General features: G+C 32.9%; 17 protein-coding genes. 13 read left to right on the plus strand and 4 right to left on the minus strand.

Features of this window, described 5'->3' with window-relative positions:
* Position 1: 1 nt before the first annotated feature.
* From nagB to P2W65_RS13005, 7 genes are all read left to right on the plus strand, one after another.
* Positions 2–1,930 (plus strand): glucosamine-6-phosphate deaminase, encoded by a 1,929-nt coding sequence (nagB, locus tag P2W65_RS12975; protein WP_289666077.1) that lies wholly within the window; start codon positions 2–4, stop codon positions 1,928–1,930.
* A gap of 337 nt (positions 1,931–2,267) precedes the next feature.
* Positions 2,268–2,498 carry a DUF3820 family protein gene (locus P2W65_RS12980; RefSeq protein WP_008462478.1) on the plus strand — a complete coding sequence of 77 codons (231 nt, stop codon included), beginning with the start codon at positions 2,268–2,270 and terminating at the stop codon, positions 2,496–2,498.
* 222 nt (positions 2,499–2,720) lie between these two features.
* Entirely contained in the window at positions 2,721–4,334 is a 1,614-nt protein-coding gene (gene pyrG, locus P2W65_RS12985) for a CTP synthase (RefSeq protein ID WP_289666078.1), read from the plus strand.
* A 78-nt stretch (positions 4,335–4,412) separates the two neighbouring features.
* On the plus strand, positions 4,413–6,335 hold the full coding sequence (yidC, locus tag P2W65_RS12990) for a membrane protein insertase YidC (protein ID WP_289666079.1): 1,923 nt from the start codon (positions 4,413–4,415) through the stop codon (positions 6,333–6,335).
* Positions 6,336–6,425: 90 nt separating this feature from the next.
* Positions 6,426–7,151 (plus strand): toxin-antitoxin system YwqK family antitoxin, encoded by a 726-nt coding sequence (locus P2W65_RS12995; RefSeq protein WP_179007433.1) that lies wholly within the window; start codon positions 6,426–6,428, stop codon positions 7,149–7,151.
* 131 nt (positions 7,152–7,282) lie between these two features.
* The gene (locus tag P2W65_RS13000; RefSeq protein WP_289666080.1) at positions 7,283–8,335 is read left to right on the plus strand and encodes a tetratricopeptide repeat protein; all 1,053 of its coding nucleotides are present in this window, start codon (positions 7,283–7,285) and stop codon (positions 8,333–8,335) included.
* A 39-nt stretch (positions 8,336–8,374) separates the two neighbouring features.
* Positions 8,375–8,932, plus strand: coding sequence for a DUF4956 domain-containing protein (locus P2W65_RS13005; protein ID WP_289666081.1), 558 nt, complete (start codon positions 8,375–8,377; stop codon positions 8,930–8,932).
* Here the strand turns inward: P2W65_RS13005 and P2W65_RS13010 are convergent.
* The gene (locus P2W65_RS13010) at positions 8,929–10,806 is read right to left on the minus strand and encodes a PEP/pyruvate-binding domain-containing protein (RefSeq protein WP_289666083.1); all 1,878 of its coding nucleotides are present in this window, start codon (positions 10,804–10,806) and stop codon (positions 8,929–8,931) included. The genes P2W65_RS13005 and P2W65_RS13010 overlap by 4 nt on opposite strands.
* Before the next feature lie 143 nt (positions 10,807–10,949).
* Between P2W65_RS13010 and mnmA the strand changes: the two genes are divergently transcribed.
* From mnmA to P2W65_RS13030, 4 genes are read left to right on the plus strand one after another with little or no spacing between them, the layout of a single operon-like run.
* Positions 10,950–12,137, plus strand: a complete 1,188-nt coding sequence (gene mnmA, locus P2W65_RS13015; RefSeq protein WP_289666085.1) for a tRNA 2-thiouridine(34) synthase MnmA — start codon at positions 10,950–10,952, stop codon at positions 12,135–12,137.
* 41 nt (positions 12,138–12,178) lie between these two features.
* On the plus strand, positions 12,179–13,786 hold the full coding sequence (locus tag P2W65_RS13020) for a S8 family serine peptidase (RefSeq protein WP_289666086.1): 1,608 nt from the start codon (positions 12,179–12,181) through the stop codon (positions 13,784–13,786).
* Between the two features lie 8 nt (positions 13,787–13,794).
* Positions 13,795–14,739, plus strand: a complete 945-nt coding sequence (locus P2W65_RS13025) for an NAD(P)H-dependent flavin oxidoreductase (protein ID WP_289666088.1) — start codon at positions 13,795–13,797, stop codon at positions 14,737–14,739.
* 19 nt (positions 14,740–14,758) lie between these two features.
* Complete coding sequence (locus tag P2W65_RS13030) at positions 14,759–15,169, plus strand: hypothetical protein (protein WP_289666091.1); 411 nt, start codon at positions 14,759–14,761, stop codon at positions 15,167–15,169.
* Between the two features lie 159 nt (positions 15,170–15,328).
* Here P2W65_RS13030 and P2W65_RS13035 read toward each other — a convergent pair whose 3' ends face one another.
* Entirely contained in the window at positions 15,329–15,766 is a 438-nt protein-coding gene (locus P2W65_RS13035) for a DUF4268 domain-containing protein (RefSeq protein WP_289666092.1), read from the minus strand.
* A gap of 92 nt (positions 15,767–15,858) precedes the next feature.
* On the opposite strand from P2W65_RS13035, the gene P2W65_RS13040 reads away from it, so the two are divergent.
* Positions 15,859–16,509 (plus strand): NUDIX hydrolase, encoded by a 651-nt coding sequence (locus tag P2W65_RS13040; protein WP_289666093.1) that lies wholly within the window; start codon positions 15,859–15,861, stop codon positions 16,507–16,509.
* Positions 16,510–16,635: 126 nt separating this feature from the next.
* Positions 16,636–17,445 (plus strand): lysophospholipid acyltransferase family protein, encoded by an 810-nt coding sequence (locus tag P2W65_RS13045; protein ID WP_289666095.1) that lies wholly within the window; start codon positions 16,636–16,638, stop codon positions 17,443–17,445.
* Between the two features lie 182 nt (positions 17,446–17,627).
* On the opposite strand, the gene P2W65_RS13050 is transcribed toward P2W65_RS13045, so the two are convergent.
* Together P2W65_RS13050 and P2W65_RS13055 are read right to left on the minus strand one after the other, a co-directional pair.
* Positions 17,628–18,260, minus strand: a complete 633-nt coding sequence (locus P2W65_RS13050) for a DUF8845 family protein (protein ID WP_289666097.1) — start codon at positions 18,258–18,260, stop codon at positions 17,628–17,630.
* 8 nt (positions 18,261–18,268) lie between these two features.
* Positions 18,269–18,763 carry an RNA polymerase sigma factor gene (locus P2W65_RS13055; RefSeq protein WP_289666099.1) on the minus strand — a complete coding sequence of 165 codons (495 nt, stop codon included), beginning with the start codon at positions 18,761–18,763 and terminating at the stop codon, positions 18,269–18,271.
* Between the last annotated feature and the right edge of the window lie 111 nt (positions 18,764–18,874).

The following is an 18,874-nucleotide window of genomic DNA, read 5'->3' on the forward strand; positions in this document are numbered from 1 at the left end:
CATGTTAAAAAGTAAAATCGACAAAGCAACAGGTTTCGAAAAACGATTCGAAAACATCAACACAGTTGTTTTTGAAAACTCCACAGAAGCTTCAAAAGAAGTAGCGCAGGAAATTGCAGCTTTAATCAGAGAAAAACAAAAAGAAGGCAAGCCTTGTATTTTAGGTTTGGCAACAGGTTCTTCTCCAAAAGGATTGTATGCTGAATTAGTACGTCTGCATAAAGAAGAAGGTTTGAGTTTCAAAAATGTAATCAGTTTTAACTTGGATGAATATTATCCAATGGAACCAAATTCAATCAACAGTTATGTTCGTTTTATGAAAGAACTTTTGTTTGATCATGTCGATATTTTACCTGAAAACGCTCATGTTCCAGACGGACTTTTGACAAAAGAACAAATCGCTGATTACTGTCACGAATATGAAGCTAAAATCGAAGCTTTAGGCGGAATTGATCTTCAGGTTCTTGGAATTGGAGGTAACGGACATATTGGTTTTAACGAATCTGGTTCGCTTCAAAACTCTAAAACTCGTTTGGTGGCACTAGATCATATTACAAGAGTTGCAGCAAGTAAAGATTTTTATGGTTTAAATAATACACCAAGAACTGCAATTACACTTGGAGTTAAAAAAATCATGGAAGCAAAAAGAGTGATCTTATTGGCTTGGGGAGAAGGAAAAGCAAATATTGTAAAAAAATCGGTTGAGGATGAAGTTACCAATAGAGTTCCTGCGTCATTTTTGCAAGAACATAACAATGCTGTTTTTATTTTAGATAAAGAAGCTTCTTCAAAATTAACTAGAATCAATAAACCTTGGTTGGTTGAAAAAATTGTTTGGACAGACAAGTTAACTCGTAAAGCAGTTTTAGGATTAGCATTAGATCTTAAAAAACCAATTTTAATGCTTACAGATGCAGATTATATCGAAAACGGTATGAGCGATTTGTTGGCAGATTCTGGCCCAGCTTACGATACTAATATTAAGATTTTTAATAAATTACAAAATACAATTACAGGTTGGCCAGGTGGAAAACCAAATTCTGATGATTCTAATCGTCCAGAAAGAGCAGAGCCAGCTAAAAAACGCGTATTGCTTTTCAGTCCGCATCCTGATGATGATATTATTAGTATGGGAGGAACTTTCATGCGTTTGCAAGAGCAAGGACATGAAGTGCACGTTGCTTACCAGACTTCTGGAAATATTGCGGTTGCTGATGATGAAGCACTTCGTTTTGCAAGATTCGTAATTGATTACAACGAGAAATTCGGAATCAAAAGCGAAGAAGCAGATAATATCTACAAAAAAGCAGAAGCATTTTTGCAAAACAAAAAGAACAGCGAAATTGATATCCCAGAAGTTCGTTACATCAAAGGTTTAATCAGAAAAGGAGAGGCGAGAGCGACAAGTTATTTTGTGGGTCTTCCAGATTCTCAAATTCACTTTATGGAATTGCCTTTCTATGAAACTGGTACAATTGAGAAAAAACCAATTGGGCAAGAAGATATTCAGTTGACAGTCGATTTAATTGAAAAAATTAAACCACACCAAATTTATGCTGCTGGAGATTTAGCAGATCCGCATGGAACGCATAAAGTTTGTTTGGATGCTATTTTTGAAGCGGTAAAAGTTTTAAAACCAAAAGAATTCATGAACGACTGCTGGTTATGGTTGTACCGTGGAGCTTGGCAGGAATGGGGAATTGACGAAGTTGAAATGGCGGTTCCAATGAGTCCTGATCAGGTTTTAGCAAAACGTCATGGAATCTTCAAACACCAGTCTCAAAAAGATGGAGTGGTTTTCCAAGGAACAGATGCAAGAGAGTTCTGGCAGAGAGCAGAAGACAGAAACCGCGAAACAGCTCAATTGTACCATCAGTTAGGTTTGGCAACTTATGCGGCAATGGAAGCTTTCGTGAGATGGCATTATTAAAAAGATGCTAAGATGCTAAGGTTTTGAGATTCTAAGTTTTTTTTCTTAGTATTTTAGAAGTAAGTAATTAGTTGAATAATATTTTTGAAGCAGGAAAGGAGAACGAACTATGTTCTTTTTTCTTGCTTCTTTTTTTAAGATACTAAGGTTCTAAGATTCTGAGGTTCTAAGTTTTTCAGTCTATGTCTGCATTTTTGTTGTAAACTGTAAACTGTGACCGAGACTGAAAACTATTTTTTAATCTGTGGCAAAAGAAAAATAAGTAATAGCTTTGCATAACGAAGCAAATGCAGAAGTCTATTTTCTATATTCTAGCTTCTTTCCTCTCTGAAAAAAAATGGATCAAGACAAAAAACAACTCATAAAATTAGCCCACACCAAAATGCCATTCGGTAAATACGAAGGAAAATATTTAATTGATTTACCTGAATATTACGTGGTTTGGTATCATAATAAAGGTTTTCCAAAAGGAGAGCTTGGTCAGCAGTTGCAATTGATTTATGAATTGAAATTGAATGGCTTGGAAGAGTTGATTCGAAATATCAAAAAACAATATCCAAAGCCTTAAAAAAGTATTTTTAAATTGTTAAGGTTATGGATTATTAATTGCGAATTTTTAGCTAAAATCATAAAATTCTTTCGTTTTATAAAGTCAAAACTTAAAACCTTCATTTAAATTAAAAGAACTCTAAAATTTTAAAAATTATCTCATTCTGGAATTGATAAATTGTCTAATTAAATTTGTACTTTTGCCAAGTTTTTTACACAACTACTTACAAACAACAGCAGAATGAATCAAACAAAATATATTTTTGTTACAGGAGGTGTGACCTCTTCATTAGGAAAAGGGATTATCGCGGCATCTTTGGCAAAATTGTTACAAGGAAGAGGATACCGTACAACTATTCAGAAATTTGATCCATACATTAACGTTGACCCAGGAACTTTGAATCCTTACGAGCACGGAGAATGTTATGTGACAGATGATGGAGCTGAAACTGACTTAGACTTAGGACACTACGAGCGTTTCTTGAACGTTCCTACTTCTCAGGCTAATAATGTTACTACAGGAAGAGTTTATCTTTCGGTTATTGAAAAAGAAAGAAGAGGAGAATTTTTAGGAAAAACTGTTCAAGTTGTTCCTCATATCACAAACGAAATCAAAGACAGAATGCAATTGCTGGGTAAATCTGGCGATTATGATATTGTAATTACTGAAATTGGCGGAACTGTAGGGGATATCGAATCTTTACCTTATATAGAATCTGTTCGTCAGTTGGTTTGGGAGTTAGGTGAAAATAACGGAATTGTGATTCATTTGACTTTAGTTCCTTATTTGGCTGCAGCAGGGGAATTAAAAACAAAACCAACGCAGCACTCTGTTAAAACTTTAATGGAAAGCGGTATTAAAGCAGATATTCTGGTTTGTAGAACTGAGCATGAATTGTCTCAGGAATTACGTCAGAAATTAGCTTTATTCTGTAATGTGAAGAAAGAAGCAGTTATTCAGTCAATTGATGCTTCTACTATATATGAAGTTCCAAATTTAATGCTTGAAGAAGGATTAGATGTTGTGGCTTTAAAGAAATTAGATTTACCTAAAAAAGCATCTCCAGATCTTAAAAACTGGAATACTTTCTTAAAAAGATTAAAAAGCCCAAAACAAACTGTAAACATTGGTTTGGTTGGGAAATATGTAGAAATGCAGGATTGTTACAAATCTATTTTAGAGGCGTTCATTCATGCAGGAGCTGCAAATGAAACTAAAGTAAACGTAATTTCTATTCATTCAGAGCATATTAATGCTGATAATGTAGAAGAGAAATTAGGAACTCTTGACGGAGTTTTAGTTGCTCCAGGTTTTGGAGAAAGAGGAATTGAAGGAAAAATTGAAGCAGTTCGTTACGTTCGTGAAAATAACATTCCTTTCTTCGGAATTTGTTTAGGAATGCAGATGTCTGTTATCGAATATTCTAGAAATATTTTAGGTCATAAAGAAGCGAATTCTACAGAGATGAACGATAAAACGCCTCATCCGGTTGTGAATTTAATGGAAGAACAGAAAAATGTAACCGATAAAGGAGGGACAATGCGTTTAGGTGCTTGGAAATGTGATATTAAACCAAACACTTTAGCGTACAAAATTTACGGAGAAAAAACTATTTCGGAGCGTCACCGCCACCGTTATGAGTACAATAATAAATATGCAGATGAATTGCAGAAAGCAGGCTTAAAAGCTTCTGGAGTAAATCCTGATACAGGTTTAGTTGAGATTGTTGAGCTTGAAAACCACCCATTTTTTATTGGGGTACAATACCACCCAGAATACAAAAGTACAGTTGCAAATCCGCACCCTATTTTTGTAAACTTTGTGGCAGCTGCAGTAAATGCGCATAAAAAATAATAATTCATTCTAAGAGGTGTAACTTTTAAATCAAACTAATTACTAATAACCTCAAACGAATAACTTTTTTAAAAAATAATGGAAGAAAAAAAATTAGACCTCAATTCGATCATTGGTTTTGTATTGATATTTGGAATCTTGATTTGGATTTTTTATCAAAATCAACCTTCTGAAAAAGAAATTGCTGCTGAAAAAGCCAAGAAAGAATTAGTAGCTAAACAAGAAGCACAAGCAAAAGCTGATAAAACTAAAACAGCATCACTACCAGTTGTTGCCGTAACTCCTGGAGATACAGTACAATTGGCTCAGTTGCAAAAAACTTTAGGAGGATTTGCTTATTCTGCAACGCTTCCTTCTGCAAAAGAAACTTTTACTACAATTGAAAACGAAAAGCTTAAGCTTAAAATCGCTAACAAAGGTGGTTACATTGTTGAAGCTACTTTAAAAGAATTTGAAAAGTTTAAAAAAGGTTCAGGTCAGTTAGTTGAATTAATTAAAAACAACAACTCCAACTTAAATTTACAGCTTCTTACTACAGATAATAGAACATTAAATTCTAAAGATTTGTATTTCGAACCAACATTAGAAAAAATTGGTGCAGACCAAGTTTTATCTATGCGTTTAAAAGCTGGAGCAAATGAGTTTTTGGAGTATAAATATATCTTGAAGCCAAATGATTACTTAGTTGGTTTTGATATTCGTTCTCAAGGTTTAAATAAAGTTTTAAATTCTGCTAAACCATTAAATTTAGAATGGGATTTAAAAACATACAGAAACGAGAAAAGTGTTTCTTACGAAAATCGTTTTGCTGAAATTAACTATAAATATGGAGATGCAAAATACAGTTATGTAAATAGTCATGGACAAGGAAAAGAAGAAACTCCTGAAAAACTAAGTTACGTAGCATTCAAACAGCATTTCTTTGCCACTATTTTATCTACAGAAAAACCATTTGAGACTTCAAAATTGCAGTCTGATGATTTAGTTAAAGATGAAAAGATAGATACTGTTTTTACTAAACAGTTTAGAGCCAATTTGCCTTTAGCGTTTTCAAACGGAGAGATCGATTACAAAATGAATTTGTATATGGGTCCTGTAGATTATAAAACATTAAAAGCTTACGATAAAAATTTCGATAAGATCATTCCTTTAGGATGGGGAATTTTTGGATGGATTAACAAATTAATCTTCATTCCATTATTCGGTTTCTTAAGTTCAACTATTGGATTATCATTAGGAATTGCGATTATCATTTTTACGATAATTATCAAATTGGCTATGTCGCCAATTACGTATAAATCATTCTTGTCTCAGGCTAAAATGAAAGTTTTAAGACCTGATATTGCAGAGTTGGGAGAAAAATTCAAAAAAGACCCAATGAAGAAACAACAGGAAACAATGAAACTGTACAACAAAGCAGGAGTAAACCCAATGGCAGGATGTATCCCGGCATTGATTCAGCTTCCGTTTATGTATGCTTCGTTCCAGTTTTTCCCTGCAGCGTTTGAATTAAGACAAAAAAGTTTCCTTTGGGCAGACGATTTATCCTCTTTTGACTCTGTCGTAAAATTACCTTTTAATATTCCATTGTACGGAGATCATATCAGTTTGTTCCCAATTCTGGCAGCAATTGCAATTTTCTTCTACATGAAGATGACTTCAGGAGATCAGCAAATGGCAGCGCCTCAGCAAGAAGGTATGCCGGATATGGCAAAAATGATGAAAATCATGATTTATGTTTCGCCATTAATGATGTTAATTTTCTTCAACAGTTACGGTGCTGGTTTGAGTTTGTATAACTTTATTTCAAACTTAATTACAATCGGAATTATGTTTGTTATTAAGAATTATATTGTAGACAGTGAAAAAATTCACGCTCAGATTCAAGAAAACAAACAAAGAGAGCCAAAGAAACCAAGTAAGTTCCAACAGCGTCTTCAAGAAGTAATGGAACAGCAGGAAGCTGCAAAAGCTCAAGCTCAGAACAAGAAAAAGAAATAATTCTAAATAAAAAAAATCTCGATTTATCGGGATTTTTTTTTGCCAATATAATTTATAATTCAGATTTTCGTTAAGCTTAAAAAATATACTATGATCTCTAAAAAAATCATTCTCGGATTACTGTTTCTAAATGCATTGGTTTTAAATGCACAAACAGATATTAATAAAGTTGATGCTGCCGGAAAAAAAGACGGACTTTGGAAAGGTACTTATGCCGAATCTAAGCGTCCGCGTTATGAAGGAACTTTTAATCACGGAAAAGAAACAGGTCTTTTTAAATTTTTTGATGATACTAAAAAAGGAGATGTAATCGCAACAAGAGATTTTAGTACCAATGACGGGAGCTCGTATACTATTTTTTATGACCAAAATAAAAACATAGTGAGCGAAGGAAAAGAAATTGGAAAATCTCGTGACGGAGAATGGAAATATTATCATAAAGCTTCAAAGGTTTTAATGACTTCTGAAAATTACAAAAACGGAAAGCTGGAAGGTTTGAAAACTATTTATTATCCCAATTCAAAAGTGGCAGAAGAGATGATGTATAAAAATGGTTTGAAAGAAGGAGCTTATAAAAAATTAGGGCAAGACGGAACACTTTTAGAAGAATCTACTTTTAAAAATAATGAATACAATGGTGATGCTGTTTTTTATGAATCAGATGCTTCAGTGGCATCTAAGGGGAAGTTTGTAAACGGTAAAAAAGCAGGAATCTGGCAGTTTTATCAAAAAGGGAAATTGATAAAAGAAGTAAATATGAGTGATCCTAAAAATACTAATAAAGCTTCTGAGAAAGGGCCAGCTCCTAAAAAATAATAGATGCAATAATTCTACCGAAAGGACTTAAATAATTTTTTTAAGTCCTTTTTTTGTGCTATCGTTTTTTTTTTTGATTTTGTTTTTATGTAAGTAAAATATAGTAAGTTTATAATCTAAATCAAACCTATATGAAAGTTAAAAGTCTACTATTTTTGTTCTTAATGTTTACAGGTATTTATGCACAAAATAAAGATGAAGCAGATAAACTTGTAGAATCTGGTATAGTTCTTCATGATAAAGGTGATTATGAAGGAGCAATTAAAAATTATAATAAAGCTTTAGAACTAGATAAAGACAATTTGTTTGCTTTAATTGAAAAATCTTTAACATTGAATTCTTTAAATAAATTTGATGAAGTTATAGCTATTTCAAAACATGCTATTGTAACTCATCCCGAAAGCGGACTTCAGAATGTTTACGTTAATTATGCTAATGCGTTAGATCATTTAAAGAAAAATGAAGAAGCATTAAAAATATACGAAGAAGGAATTCAGAGATTTCCAAATTATTATCAATTGTATTTTAATAAGGGGATTTGTTATGCGAATTCTAATAATAGTTCAGAAGCTCTTTCCTGCTTTCAAAAATCTTTGAGTATAAATCCAAAACATGCTGGTTCATTAAATGCTATCGGGATATTAGAGACAAATTCTAATAGAATTCCTGCTGTTATGGCCTTTTCAAGATTCTTAATTGTCGAACCGCAAACAAGCAGATCAAAGAAGAACTTTGAGAATTTAAAAAGCTTAATGATGAAAGGCGTGACTCAAACAGGTGAGAAAGCAGTAACAATTAATATCGATGCATCAACACTTCCAGATTCTACAGGAGTTAAAAAAGAAAATGATTTTTCTGCTGCAGATTTGATACTTTCTATGAGCGCAGGTTTAGACTTTGATAAAAAGAATGTAAAAAAAACAGATGCAGAGAATTTTATACGAAAGTTTGAGGTTATTTGTGCCTCATTAGAAGAGACAAAGAATGATAATACAGGCTTTTATTGGAACTTTTTAGCGCCATATTTCATCGAAATGAAAAATAAAAAGCTCATTGAGCCTTTTGCGTATATCGCGTATGTGGATTCAGGCGAGGAGGATGTTGCTAAATGGCATAAAAAGAATCAAGATAAATTGGATAAATTTTACGAGTGGTCCAAAAACTATAAATGGACTACTAATTAGTAAATTGTTTACATTTGAGTCATCAATTTATTCTAACCTATGGATTTAAACGAACTTTTAGGACGATTTCTTCTTTTGTTTTTTTCGATTTTGGTTTTGTATTTTTTCTCCAATAGAAAGGATAACGCCACTATAAATCCATTAATGGTTATTGTTGGTCTTTGTACTTTTTCGCTTTGTTATTTATTTACCAAAATTGAAATCGGAGTTGGAATAGGATTTGGATTATTCGCTATTTTTTCAATACTTCGTTTTAGAACACAGTCTTTTACCGTAAATGCGATAATTTTTCTTTTTGCGACGATTACATTGTCCATTTTAGATATAATGTATCCGTTTGAAAAGATTGAATTATTGCTTTTCTTTCAAATAATTATAATTGGGTTCTATATTGTCGCTTCAATTATTGTCAATAAAAAAGCTTCAAAATATCTGAATTCAGTCGATTTGAAAATGCCTCTTGACGATAATTTTTCTTTAAATTCAGAATACATCCGAAAATCAATTCAGCAGAAAATTAAAATTGAAGAATTTGATTTTAGAATTGTCTTAATTAACACTGCAACAAACGAAATAGATGTATTGGTTTTCTATTAATCGTTAAACGGACGAACCTGTTTGATATATAAATCTCTCTTTTCGCCAACGATTTTAAATTCGATATCAACAGGATGAAATTGGTTTTTACGCCAATAACGGTACATTTTTTCTTCAATTTTCCTGCTGACATTAAATAGGTTGCTCATTTCTTTTCGACTTAATAAAGGTTCATTATTATTCAAATTAGAATTGGAGGTGTAATCAATGTCAAAGTCTTTGTCGTCTTTTCCATCATTAAAATGATAAGCCACAAATTGTTCGCAGATTTCGCCTTTTTCTGGTTTTACAACAGAGTTTTCTCCTTTTTGAATATTAACTGTGATTCCTGGGAAGTTTTGTCTGAAAAGGTTTTTAGTAATAATAACACCATTGGCTAATTCGTCTGGAAAGGAACGATGCACTAAAACGCCCATTGCAATATTCTGCTGATCGATGCCAAAAAGTTCTCTTTCATTATACGAAGCTTCATTCCAAACGCTTGCCCAAACCTGTTTGATTGCCTTTTCGAAAGTTTTGATAGAATCTCCTAAAATTCCTGTTTTCGAATCATACAATCCTGCACCATTAAAATCGTCTAAATCTTCTGCATTGGTTGACGATCTAAACCTGAAATTTTTGAATTTAGCTTCTTTAAAAGCTAGATTTAATTTTGAAATTAATTCAGGATTAATTGGTTCTTTTTTAATGGCATCTCTAATTTTTTTCAGTTGATTGTTAATCCAAACTGTCGAGTCTTTTTTTGGAAAAGCTAAAAGTGCGGCAATTAATGGAGAAATTGAAGTTTTCTGAATGTGCTGTGTATAAAAATAAAAGGGAATGGCGTGAGCATTTTCTGGAACTTTAAACGAAATTTCTTTGGAAATTGCGATCAAATAAGCCATGTTTTGTGCTTTGGAACCAATGTAATTTACGCCTTTTTTTGGAATTTGAGATAAATCAACTAATTCGGTTATAGTGTTATCAATTAGGAGTTTTTTCTTTTTTCCAATTGTTTTTAGACTGATTTTTTTAGTTGTTTCCTTGATGTAAAAAGTATCAATGGCTATTTTTAATTCGACTTTTTTAGAAAGAAGACTTTTGATATTGTTGTCTTTTTCAATATCTGTATAAGCCATAATCGGAATCTTTCTGTTTTTACCTAAAAGAACCAAATGACTCAAAGGCGTTTGAAGTTCGTTTACAATAATTCCTCTTACATTTGGAAGAATATCGGGTGTTCCATTCAAAATGATGATTTCGTCCGGATTTGGTTTTACAGTTTCTAATTCTTTAAGATTGTATTTTTTGAGAATTCCGACATTTGTTCCTCGAACGACTTCCTGATATTTAATTTCTCCAAAAATATAATCCGATTTCACACACGGAATTTTAAATTTATTTTGCTGAAACCATTCCATCATTTGTGGATTATTCAAATAAAATTTTAATTTCATGCCGATAAAAGTGGAAGTTCTGACTAAATTGAAAAATCGTTCAATTAATGCAATCGGCATGTGGTCGGAAGCGGCAAGTTCAAAAATCCATTTATCAGTTCCTTTAATATGGTTTAGATTTCCGAGCAAAAAATCTCTGTCTTTTTGAGTATCGCTGTAGTTTTGATTATTAAAAATATCCAAATCAGAACTGTAGCCTAAATAATTGACAGCGAAATCAAAATGCAGTAAAATGAGACTGCTGTTGAAATAATACATTTTTTGCTTTCGGAGATCATACACAACTTTAACCGATTCGATATTGGAGAATTTATCAGACAAAGGTTTACCTCGAAATGCTTTGTAAGCCTCATAATCTGGAAGAGAAGAGACAAAACGCTGCGCACTTAAATTAGTTAGTACAAACAAGAAAAATAAGCTGTAAATGTATTTTTTCACGTTACATTGAATTGATGATTAAATGTAATTAAAAAAGCAATAAGTTTTATCTACTGCGGGATTACTTAAAGTAATGCAAACCTTTGTGAAATTTTCTATTATTTGGCGTACCTTTGCAACCTTAAAAAATCAAACATTTTAAAATGAAACGAGTAGTTGTTGGACTTTCAGGTGGAGTAGATTCTAGTGTTGCAGCATATTTATTGCAGCAGCAAGGGTACGAAGTTATTGGTCTTTTTATGAAGAATTGGCACGATGATTCGGTTACTATTTCAAACGAATGTCCTTGGCTGGAAGACAGTAACGATGCTCTGCTTGTTGCTGAAAAACTTGGCATACCGTTTCAAACTGTTGATTTGAGTGAAGAATACAAAGAAAAAATCGTGGACTATATGTTCAACGAATACGAAAAAGGAAGAACTCCAAATCCTGATGTGCTTTGTAACCGCGAAATCAAATTTGATGTGTTTATGAAAATCGCTTTAAGTCTTGGTGCAGATTATGTAGCAACAGGACATTACTGCCAAAAAAGCGAAATCGAAGTGGACGGAAAAACGGTTTATCAGTTGATTGCTGGAAATGACGTTAACAAAGATCAATCATATTTTTTATGCCAATTGTCGCAAGAACAATTATCAAAAGCGTTATTTCCTATTGGAGCTTTGACCAAACCAGAAGTACGCGAAATTGCTGCTGAAATGGAATTGGTTACAGCCGAAAAGAAAGATTCTCAAGGTTTATGTTTTATTGGAAAAGTTCGTCTTCCAGAATTTTTACAGCAAAAATTACAGCCAAAAGAAGGTAAAATTGTGCAGGTAGATAAAAACGATCCGATTTATACTGCTGTAAAATCAGCTGCACTTTCTTTGGAAGAAGAATTAAAATTAGAATCTCAAAAATTAGAATATCTTCCAACTATGGGAAAAGTAGTTGGGAAACATCAAGGTGCCCATTATTTTACCGTTGGACAAAGAAAAGGTCTAAACGTAGGAGGAACTACAGATCCTTTGTTTGTTATTGCTACAGATGTTGAAACGAATACTATTTATACTGGTTTATCGAGTTCACATCCTGGATTATTTAAAAAAGCCCTGTTCGTTGGAGAATCTGAAGTACATTGGATTAGAGAAGATTTAACACTGAAAGCTGGGGAGAAAATGGAAGTAATGGCGAGAATTCGTTACCGCCAGCCTTTGCAGAAAGCAGTTTTACACCAATTCGAAAATGGAATGTATGTAGAATTTGAAGAACCACAATCTGCTATTACAGAAGGACAATTTGTTGCTTGGTATTTAGGAAATGAATTAGCTGGTTCGGGAGTAATTTCTTAGCTTTATACTTTATTTGGAAGTGATTCCATAAAAAGTATGCTATGAGATATAACTTTACTTTTCTTTTAATACTTCTTTCATTTACTGTTTTTGCACAGGAAGAGGCTTGGGTTTACTTTAATGCTAAACCTAATGCACAATTATTCTTCAATAATCCGCTGGCAGAACTTTCTCAGAGAGCTTTAGATCGAAGAACGAATCAAAACATCGCTCTAGATATTACTGATGCACCTTTGGAAACTTCGTACATTGACCAAATTAAGGCAAGTACAGGAATAATGGTCATGGCACAGTCTAAATGGTTGAATGCGCTTCATATTCGCGGAACGCAAGCGAATGTCAATGCTTTAAAAACATTAGCCTTTGTTCAGAAAATCGAATTTGCAGACAGAACTTTAAACACTACGGCAAAAAAAGTTTCTGAAACTGCTATAAATCAGACGAAAAAACAATCAAAAACTGCTATCGATTATGCTTATGGTAATTCGGGTAATCAAATTCAGATGTTGAATGGTCAGGTTTTACATCAGCAGAATTATACTGGAGAAGGGAAAATTATTGCGGTTTTAGATGACGGCTTTCTTGGGGTGAATACGATTCAGCCTTTTGAAAATCTTAGAAATAATAATAAAATTCTAGGAGGTTATGATTATACTACACGAAATGCTAATTTTTACGCAGGAGGTAATCATGGAACTTCGGTACTTTCCACCATGGGAGGTTATAAAGAAAATGCTCTGATCGGAACAGCTCCAAATGCATCGTATTATCTTTTTATTACAGAAATTGATGCTTTGGAAAATCCTCTTGAAGAATCACTTTGGGTCGAAGCAGCAGAGAAGGCAGATGCTTTAGGGGTTGATATTATTACAACTTCACTGGGATATTTTAATATACGTGATGAAGTCAGGTACGATCATACTTACAGTGATATGAACGGAATTACAAATTTTATTTCGCGTGGTGCAGAGACAGCATTTAGTAAAGGAATTTTGGTTTTGGCATCAGCTGGAAATGAAGGGATTAAAACAGAAAAACATATTGGGTCTCCTGCCGATGCTGTTTCTGTATTGGCAGTTGGATCGGTTACGGCTTCTAAAGTAAAATCAGGATTTAGTTCAATTGGGCCAAGTTATGATGGCAGAATAAAACCTGATATTATGGCGCAAGGAACTCTGGCAGTAGTTTCTGATGTAAATGGAAATATTGGTACAGCAAATGGAACTTCTTTTTCGTGTCCCATCATGGCAGGAATGGTGGCTTGTTTATGGCAGGCTTTTCCATCCAAAACAAACAAAGAAATCAGGCAGATGATTTTAGCTTCTTCCGACCGATATTCAAATCCAGATAATAATTATGGTTACGGAATTCCTAATTTTGGAACTACTTTAAGTGCGGATAATTTTATAGCCGAAACTGCTTTTTCTGTGTATCCAAATCCTGTTAAAAATACCGTTACTTTTTCTTTTCTAAATGAAAGTAATACAGCATCAGTAACAATTTATTCGGTTTTAGGACAGAAATTGATAGAAGAAAAAATAAATAATTCAAATCCAGTTCTTTCTTTGCAGACCTTACAAAGCGGTCTTTACTTTTACAGTTTTGATGCCGAAAATCTGCATAAAACAGGAAAGATAGTCAAGCAATAATTTTCTTAATGAATAAAATCACACAGCTTTTTAATATAAAATATCCAATCATTCAAGGAGGAATGATTTGGAACAGCGGTTATAAGTTAGCTTCAGCAGTAAGTAATGCAGGAGGTTTAGGGCTCATTGGCGCAGGTTCGATGTATCCTGAGGTTTTAAGGGGACACATTCAGAAATGTAAAAAGACAACAGATAAACCTTTTGGAGTTAATATTCCGATGTTATATCCTAACATTGAAGAAATCATGAATATTGTAGTGGAAGAAGGCGTAAAAATCGTTTTTACTTCGGCTGGAAATCCTAAAACATGGACTTCATTTTTAAAAGAAAAAGGAATAACGGTTGTGCATGTTGTCAGCAGCAGTGTTTTTGCTTTAAAAGCGCAGGAAGCAGGCGTTGATGCTGTTGTAGCAGAAGGTTTTGAAGCTGGAGGTCATAACGGACGTGAAGAGACCACTACACTGACTTTAATTCCGATGGTGAAAGAAAAAATTAAAATTCCATTAATTGCCGCTGGAGGAATTGCAACCGGAAGAGGAATGCTGGCTGCAATGATTTTAGGTGCCGATGGAGTTCAGGTTGGAAGCCGCTTTGCCGCTTCTGTAGAATCTTCTGCACACAATAATTTTAAAGAAACGATAGTTAATACTCAAGAGGGAGGCACTCAATTGACATTGAAAGAATTAGCTCCTGTTCGATTGGTGAAAAATAAATTTTTTCATGATGTTCAGGCTTTGTATGAAAAATGTCCTTCTAAAGAAGATTTAGTACAGCTTTTAGGAAGAGCACGAGCCAAAAAAGGAATGTTTGAAGGAGATTTGGAAGAAGGAGAATTAGAAATTGGACAAATTTCAGGACTAATTCATGAAATCTTGCCAGTCGAACAAATTGTTAAACAAATGATCGCCGAATTTGAAGCTGCCAGCAAAGAAAAGGCTACATTTGAGTTTTAATTATCTGCAAGAAATATTTATGAATTCTCTACGCACTTATATAGTATTATTGTTTTTAGCTTTCGGATTGCAACAGGTTCAAAGTCAGTCTTATCATTTTAAAACTTCAGGTTTTAGTGTATTGCAGAAAAATGAAAGAGGAAAATGGGGACAATGGTCTAACCTAGATTTAGTAAATCTTTCTGTTGTTTTAGATACGGATAAACATAGAATTGTGGTGTATTCGCAGGAAATTCAGCTTTTCAATATTTTAGATTATATCGAAAGAGAAGAAAATGATACTGATATTGTATATTCTTTTATGTGCAAAGATAATGACGGACGAGAATGTAAGCTTTCAATCATTACCCGTAAAAAACAAGATTTTAGAAAACAGCTTTATATCAACTATGACGATCATATTATTGTTTATAATATTTTTACGGTATAAAAGTTTCTGAGATACTAAGATTCTAAGTCGCTAAGTCTTTTGAGCTTTTTAAAATAATAAACCCGACAGGTTTTTAAAACCTGTCGGGTTTGCTATATAAAAAAACTTAGCATCTCAGAATCTTAGTATCTCAGCCCCGATAGCTATCGGGGTAGCATCTTAGACTTCAACATCCTTAATAAATTCATCGTACTCTAAATAAAACATCTCAAGAGCATGCATGTTTTCGTTGAAAAAATCAAAAATTATATCCCATGTGTTTTTATTACTAAAACCAACTCCTGTTTTTTCAACCCAAATTCGGCTGATGGTTTTACCGCTTTCCAAAGTATAATTTTTTTCGAAAACCAAATCTTTAATGAATTCTTCTTCCAGAATACTTTTTAAAGTTTCCAGTTTTTCGAAGTAAGCCGTTCGTTTTTCGTCGCTTCTATGTTCAATGTCAATTAAAACCTGCGCTTTTTTATTGTCAACGTAAAATTTAAAAGAGAAGTCTTTTATTTTGGTATCATAAAGAACCCATTTTCTTGGATACTTTTCGGCAAAAGCTACCCAAAATTCTCTTTTAATTTTTTGTGATTCTTCTCTGCTGTACATTTTTTAAGGCTTTAATTTTAGAAAACTTGCGGTACTGCGTTTTCTGGAGTATATTTATGTTTTATTTGAAAGTACAAAAATAAGCTTTGATTATGAATTTTCAAGATTTTTTGAAATATGTTCCCAATATAATTCCAGTTAAACTGCCAGCAGTAGAATCACATTTGAAAATGGCGCCAAAAGAACGTATTGAAGGTTTAAAGAATCTTGATGTCAACGCATTAAATCCTAGAATGGCTGGTGTAATGATGCTGTTTTATCCCAAACAGGAAAAAACACATTTGGTTTTGATTGTTCGAAATACATACGAAGGCGTTCATTCAGCACAAATTGCTTTTCCAGGAGGAAAGTTTGAAAAAGATGATTTTAATTTTGAAAATACGGCTCTTAGAGAGACTCACGAAGAAATAGGAATTGAACGAGAGAAAATAGAAATCGTTAAAAACTTTTCTCCCATGTATATTCCGCCAAGTAATTTTCTAGTGCATCCGTTTTTAGGAATTGCAAGAGAAGAACTCTCATTTTATCCTGATATTAGAGAGGTTGCAGGAATTATTGAGCTTCCTCTGTCTGTTTTTTTAAATGACGAAATTATTATTGAAGCCAGATTATCAACTTCTTATGGCGCTAATATTTTAGTTCCTGCGTTTAATATTCAAAATCATGTGGTTTGGGGAGCAACGGCAATGATTTTGAGTGAATTGAGAGATGTATTGAAAATGACATTTGAAAAAGATATATAGAAATGTTTATTTAACAATTTGATATTCATTAGGATAACTTTAATTCCTAGAAAATGTTTAAAACTATTGCTGAAAGAATAATTTTTGTATGTTTGCGACCTAACAAAAAATAAGATACAAGTAGTTATGGGATTGTTTAAACGAAATCCTTTTGGGCATATATTATTCATCAAGAAATGGTTAATCCGTATTTTGGGTGCCATGACACACAGAAGATATAGAGGTTTTAATGATTTACAGATTGAAGGATCTGAAATTATTAAAAGTCTTCCAGATACTAATGTCTTATTTATATCCAATCATCAGACTTATTTTGCTGATGTTGTAGCAATGTTTCATGTGTTTAACGCAAGTTTAAGCGGACGTCAAGATAATATTAAGAACATTGGTTATCTGTGGCAGCCGAAAATGAATATTTATTACGTTGCCGCCAAAGAAACCATGCAGGCTGGTCTATTACCTAGAATTCTAGCTTATGTTGGAGCCATTACGGTAGAACGTACTTGGCGTGCAAAAGGTGTCGATGTCACTGAAAAAAGAGAAGTAAATCCGAACGATACTGAAAATATTAAAATAGCTCTTGCAGATGGATGGGTTATTACTTTTCCGCAGGGTACTACAAAATCATTTAAACCTGTTCGTAAAGGAACTGCTCATATTATCAAACAGCATAAACCAATTGTTATTCCAATAGTAATTGATGGTTTCCGCAGGTCTTTTGATAAAAAGGGTTTACGTCTTAAAAAGAAAAATATTCTTCAATCCTTCATTATAAAAGAACCGCTTCAGATCGATTATGAAAATGATACAATTGACGAAATTGTAGAAAAAGTAGAATACGCTATCGAACAGCACCAGTCATTTTTAAAAGTAATTCCTGCCGAAGAAATAAAAGCACAGGAGGAACTTAACAAATTGAGACAATGGGATTATTAGAGTTTTAGATTTTAGTCCCAAAGCCTCGGGATAGATTTTAAATTTGTTTCTAAATTTTCAGGCTGAGCGAAGTAGAGTCTTCGTTTATAAAGAGTTATAATCAAGTTGAGAAAACGCTGTATATTTGAGACTTAGAAAAAAATAGCATCTCAGTATTTCAGAACCTTAGCATCTCAAAAAAATTAAAAATCTATTTTCTTCAGCTCTTTGTAATTTGCATACAATCTTCTCAATAATGTTCCGTAGATAACTCTATAGAAACACCAGAACAATCCAAAGAAGCCTAAAATAACTAAGAATAAAAGACCTATCGTAACAAACATAGCTTTCCCGTTTGCGGCTAACTTTTCTCTAAAGAAATCCATATCTGGATTGTACACAAAAGCAATAAAAAAGCTAAATATGCTCGATACTATAAGCATTCCTAGATTATACCAAACGTAATACTGTACGGTTTTACGTGTTCTTAAAATAGCACTCATCAAAGACCGTGTAGCCACTGTAGTTGAAATAGTAGTGTAGTTTTTATAGAAAATATAGACAAAGATTAACCCCACCAAGCCATTGAAATAGTTTAAGTATTCAATTGTGATTATCATTTCAGGATGTTTTATTTTTCGTAAAAAGTCATCTGTATTGATAAAAAAGTTAGAAAGAGTCCAAAACGAAATCTCCAAAATACTGATAATTAAAATCCATTTTACAATAGAAGATGATTTTCTGTGAATCATCTTGTAGATTTCATTTTCAGAAATTTGTTGAAAAGAACTTGCGTTCTTTTGCCAGTCTTTTTTTAGTAAATCCAGTTCTTTCATAATAATTTTTAAGGATTTAGTATTTTTTTAAGTTTCCCTTTAATTCTGTTCATTTTCACACGTGCATTCACTTCACTGATTCCGAGGGTTTCAGCTATTTCTTGATAATCTTTGTCTTCTAAATACATAAAAACTAATGCTTTTTCGATGTCATTGAGCTGGTAAACGGCTTTGTACATCAATTTTATCTGTTCTTCTTCTTCATAGTTGTAATCAACATCTCTAACAAAATGCTGATGACTTTCATAATCTACGGTAGATATTGTTCTTTTGGTTTTTCGGTACAATGTAATCGCAGTATTTAAGGCTACGCGATACGTCCAAGTAGAAAATTTACTGTCTCCTCTAAATTTTGGATAAGCTTTCCAGAGCTGAATGGTTATTTCCTGAAACAAATCTTTGTGTGCGTCTTCGCTATCAGTATATAATCTACAAATCTTGTGGATTATATTCTGATTTGCCTGCAATTGCGCAACAAATGACTGTTCTAGATTTTCGCTCATATTTGTATTAGTAGTACTGCAACCAATTTTGTTACAGCTTTAAAAATAAAAAAAATATACGAAATAGAAATATTAGTATTATTCTTGTTTTTTTTTTTGATCGTTTCCAAC

It is taken from the genome of Flavobacterium panacagri (assembly GCF_030378165.1).
GTDB lineage: Bacteria > Bacteroidota > Bacteroidia > Flavobacteriales > Flavobacteriaceae > Flavobacterium > Flavobacterium panacagri.

What these genes read in the sequence shown, in the direction of transcription:
- nagB (WP_289666077.1), top strand. Translation starts at nt 2, where the DNA reads ATGTTAAAAAGTAAAATCGACAAAGCAACAGGTTTCGAAAAACGATTC.
- P2W65_RS12980 (WP_008462478.1), top strand. Translation starts at nt 2,268, where the DNA reads ATGGATCAAGACAAAAAACAACTCATAAAATTAGCCCACACCAAAATG.
- pyrG (WP_289666078.1), top strand. Translation starts at nt 2,721, where the DNA reads ATGAATCAAACAAAATATATTTTTGTTACAGGAGGTGTGACCTCTTCA.
- yidC (WP_289666079.1), top strand. Translation starts at nt 4,413, where the DNA reads ATGGAAGAAAAAAAATTAGACCTCAATTCGATCATTGGTTTTGTATTG.
- P2W65_RS12995 (WP_179007433.1), top strand. Translation starts at nt 6,426, where the DNA reads ATGATCTCTAAAAAAATCATTCTCGGATTACTGTTTCTAAATGCATTG.
- P2W65_RS13000 (WP_289666080.1), top strand. Translation starts at nt 7,283, where the DNA reads ATGAAAGTTAAAAGTCTACTATTTTTGTTCTTAATGTTTACAGGTATT.
- P2W65_RS13005 (WP_289666081.1), top strand. Translation starts at nt 8,375, where the DNA reads ATGGATTTAAACGAACTTTTAGGACGATTTCTTCTTTTGTTTTTTTCG.
- mnmA (WP_289666085.1), top strand. Translation starts at nt 10,950, where the DNA reads ATGAAACGAGTAGTTGTTGGACTTTCAGGTGGAGTAGATTCTAGTGTT.
- P2W65_RS13020 (WP_289666086.1), top strand. Translation starts at nt 12,179, where the DNA reads ATGAGATATAACTTTACTTTTCTTTTAATACTTCTTTCATTTACTGTT.
- P2W65_RS13025 (WP_289666088.1), top strand. Translation starts at nt 13,795, where the DNA reads ATGAATAAAATCACACAGCTTTTTAATATAAAATATCCAATCATTCAA.
- P2W65_RS13030 (WP_289666091.1), top strand. Translation starts at nt 14,759, where the DNA reads ATGAATTCTCTACGCACTTATATAGTATTATTGTTTTTAGCTTTCGGA.
- P2W65_RS13035 (WP_289666092.1), bottom strand. Translation starts at nt 15,766, where the DNA reads ATGTACAGCAGAGAAGAATCACAAAAAATTAAAAGAGAATTTTGGGTA.
- P2W65_RS13040 (WP_289666093.1), top strand. Translation starts at nt 15,859, where the DNA reads ATGAATTTTCAAGATTTTTTGAAATATGTTCCCAATATAATTCCAGTT.
- P2W65_RS13045 (WP_289666095.1), top strand. Translation starts at nt 16,636, where the DNA reads ATGGGATTGTTTAAACGAAATCCTTTTGGGCATATATTATTCATCAAG.
- P2W65_RS13050 (WP_289666097.1), bottom strand. Translation starts at nt 18,260, where the DNA reads ATGAAAGAACTGGATTTACTAAAAAAAGACTGGCAAAAGAACGCAAGT.
- P2W65_RS13055 (WP_289666099.1), bottom strand. Translation starts at nt 18,763, where the DNA reads ATGAGCGAAAATCTAGAACAGTCATTTGTTGCGCAATTGCAGGCAAAT.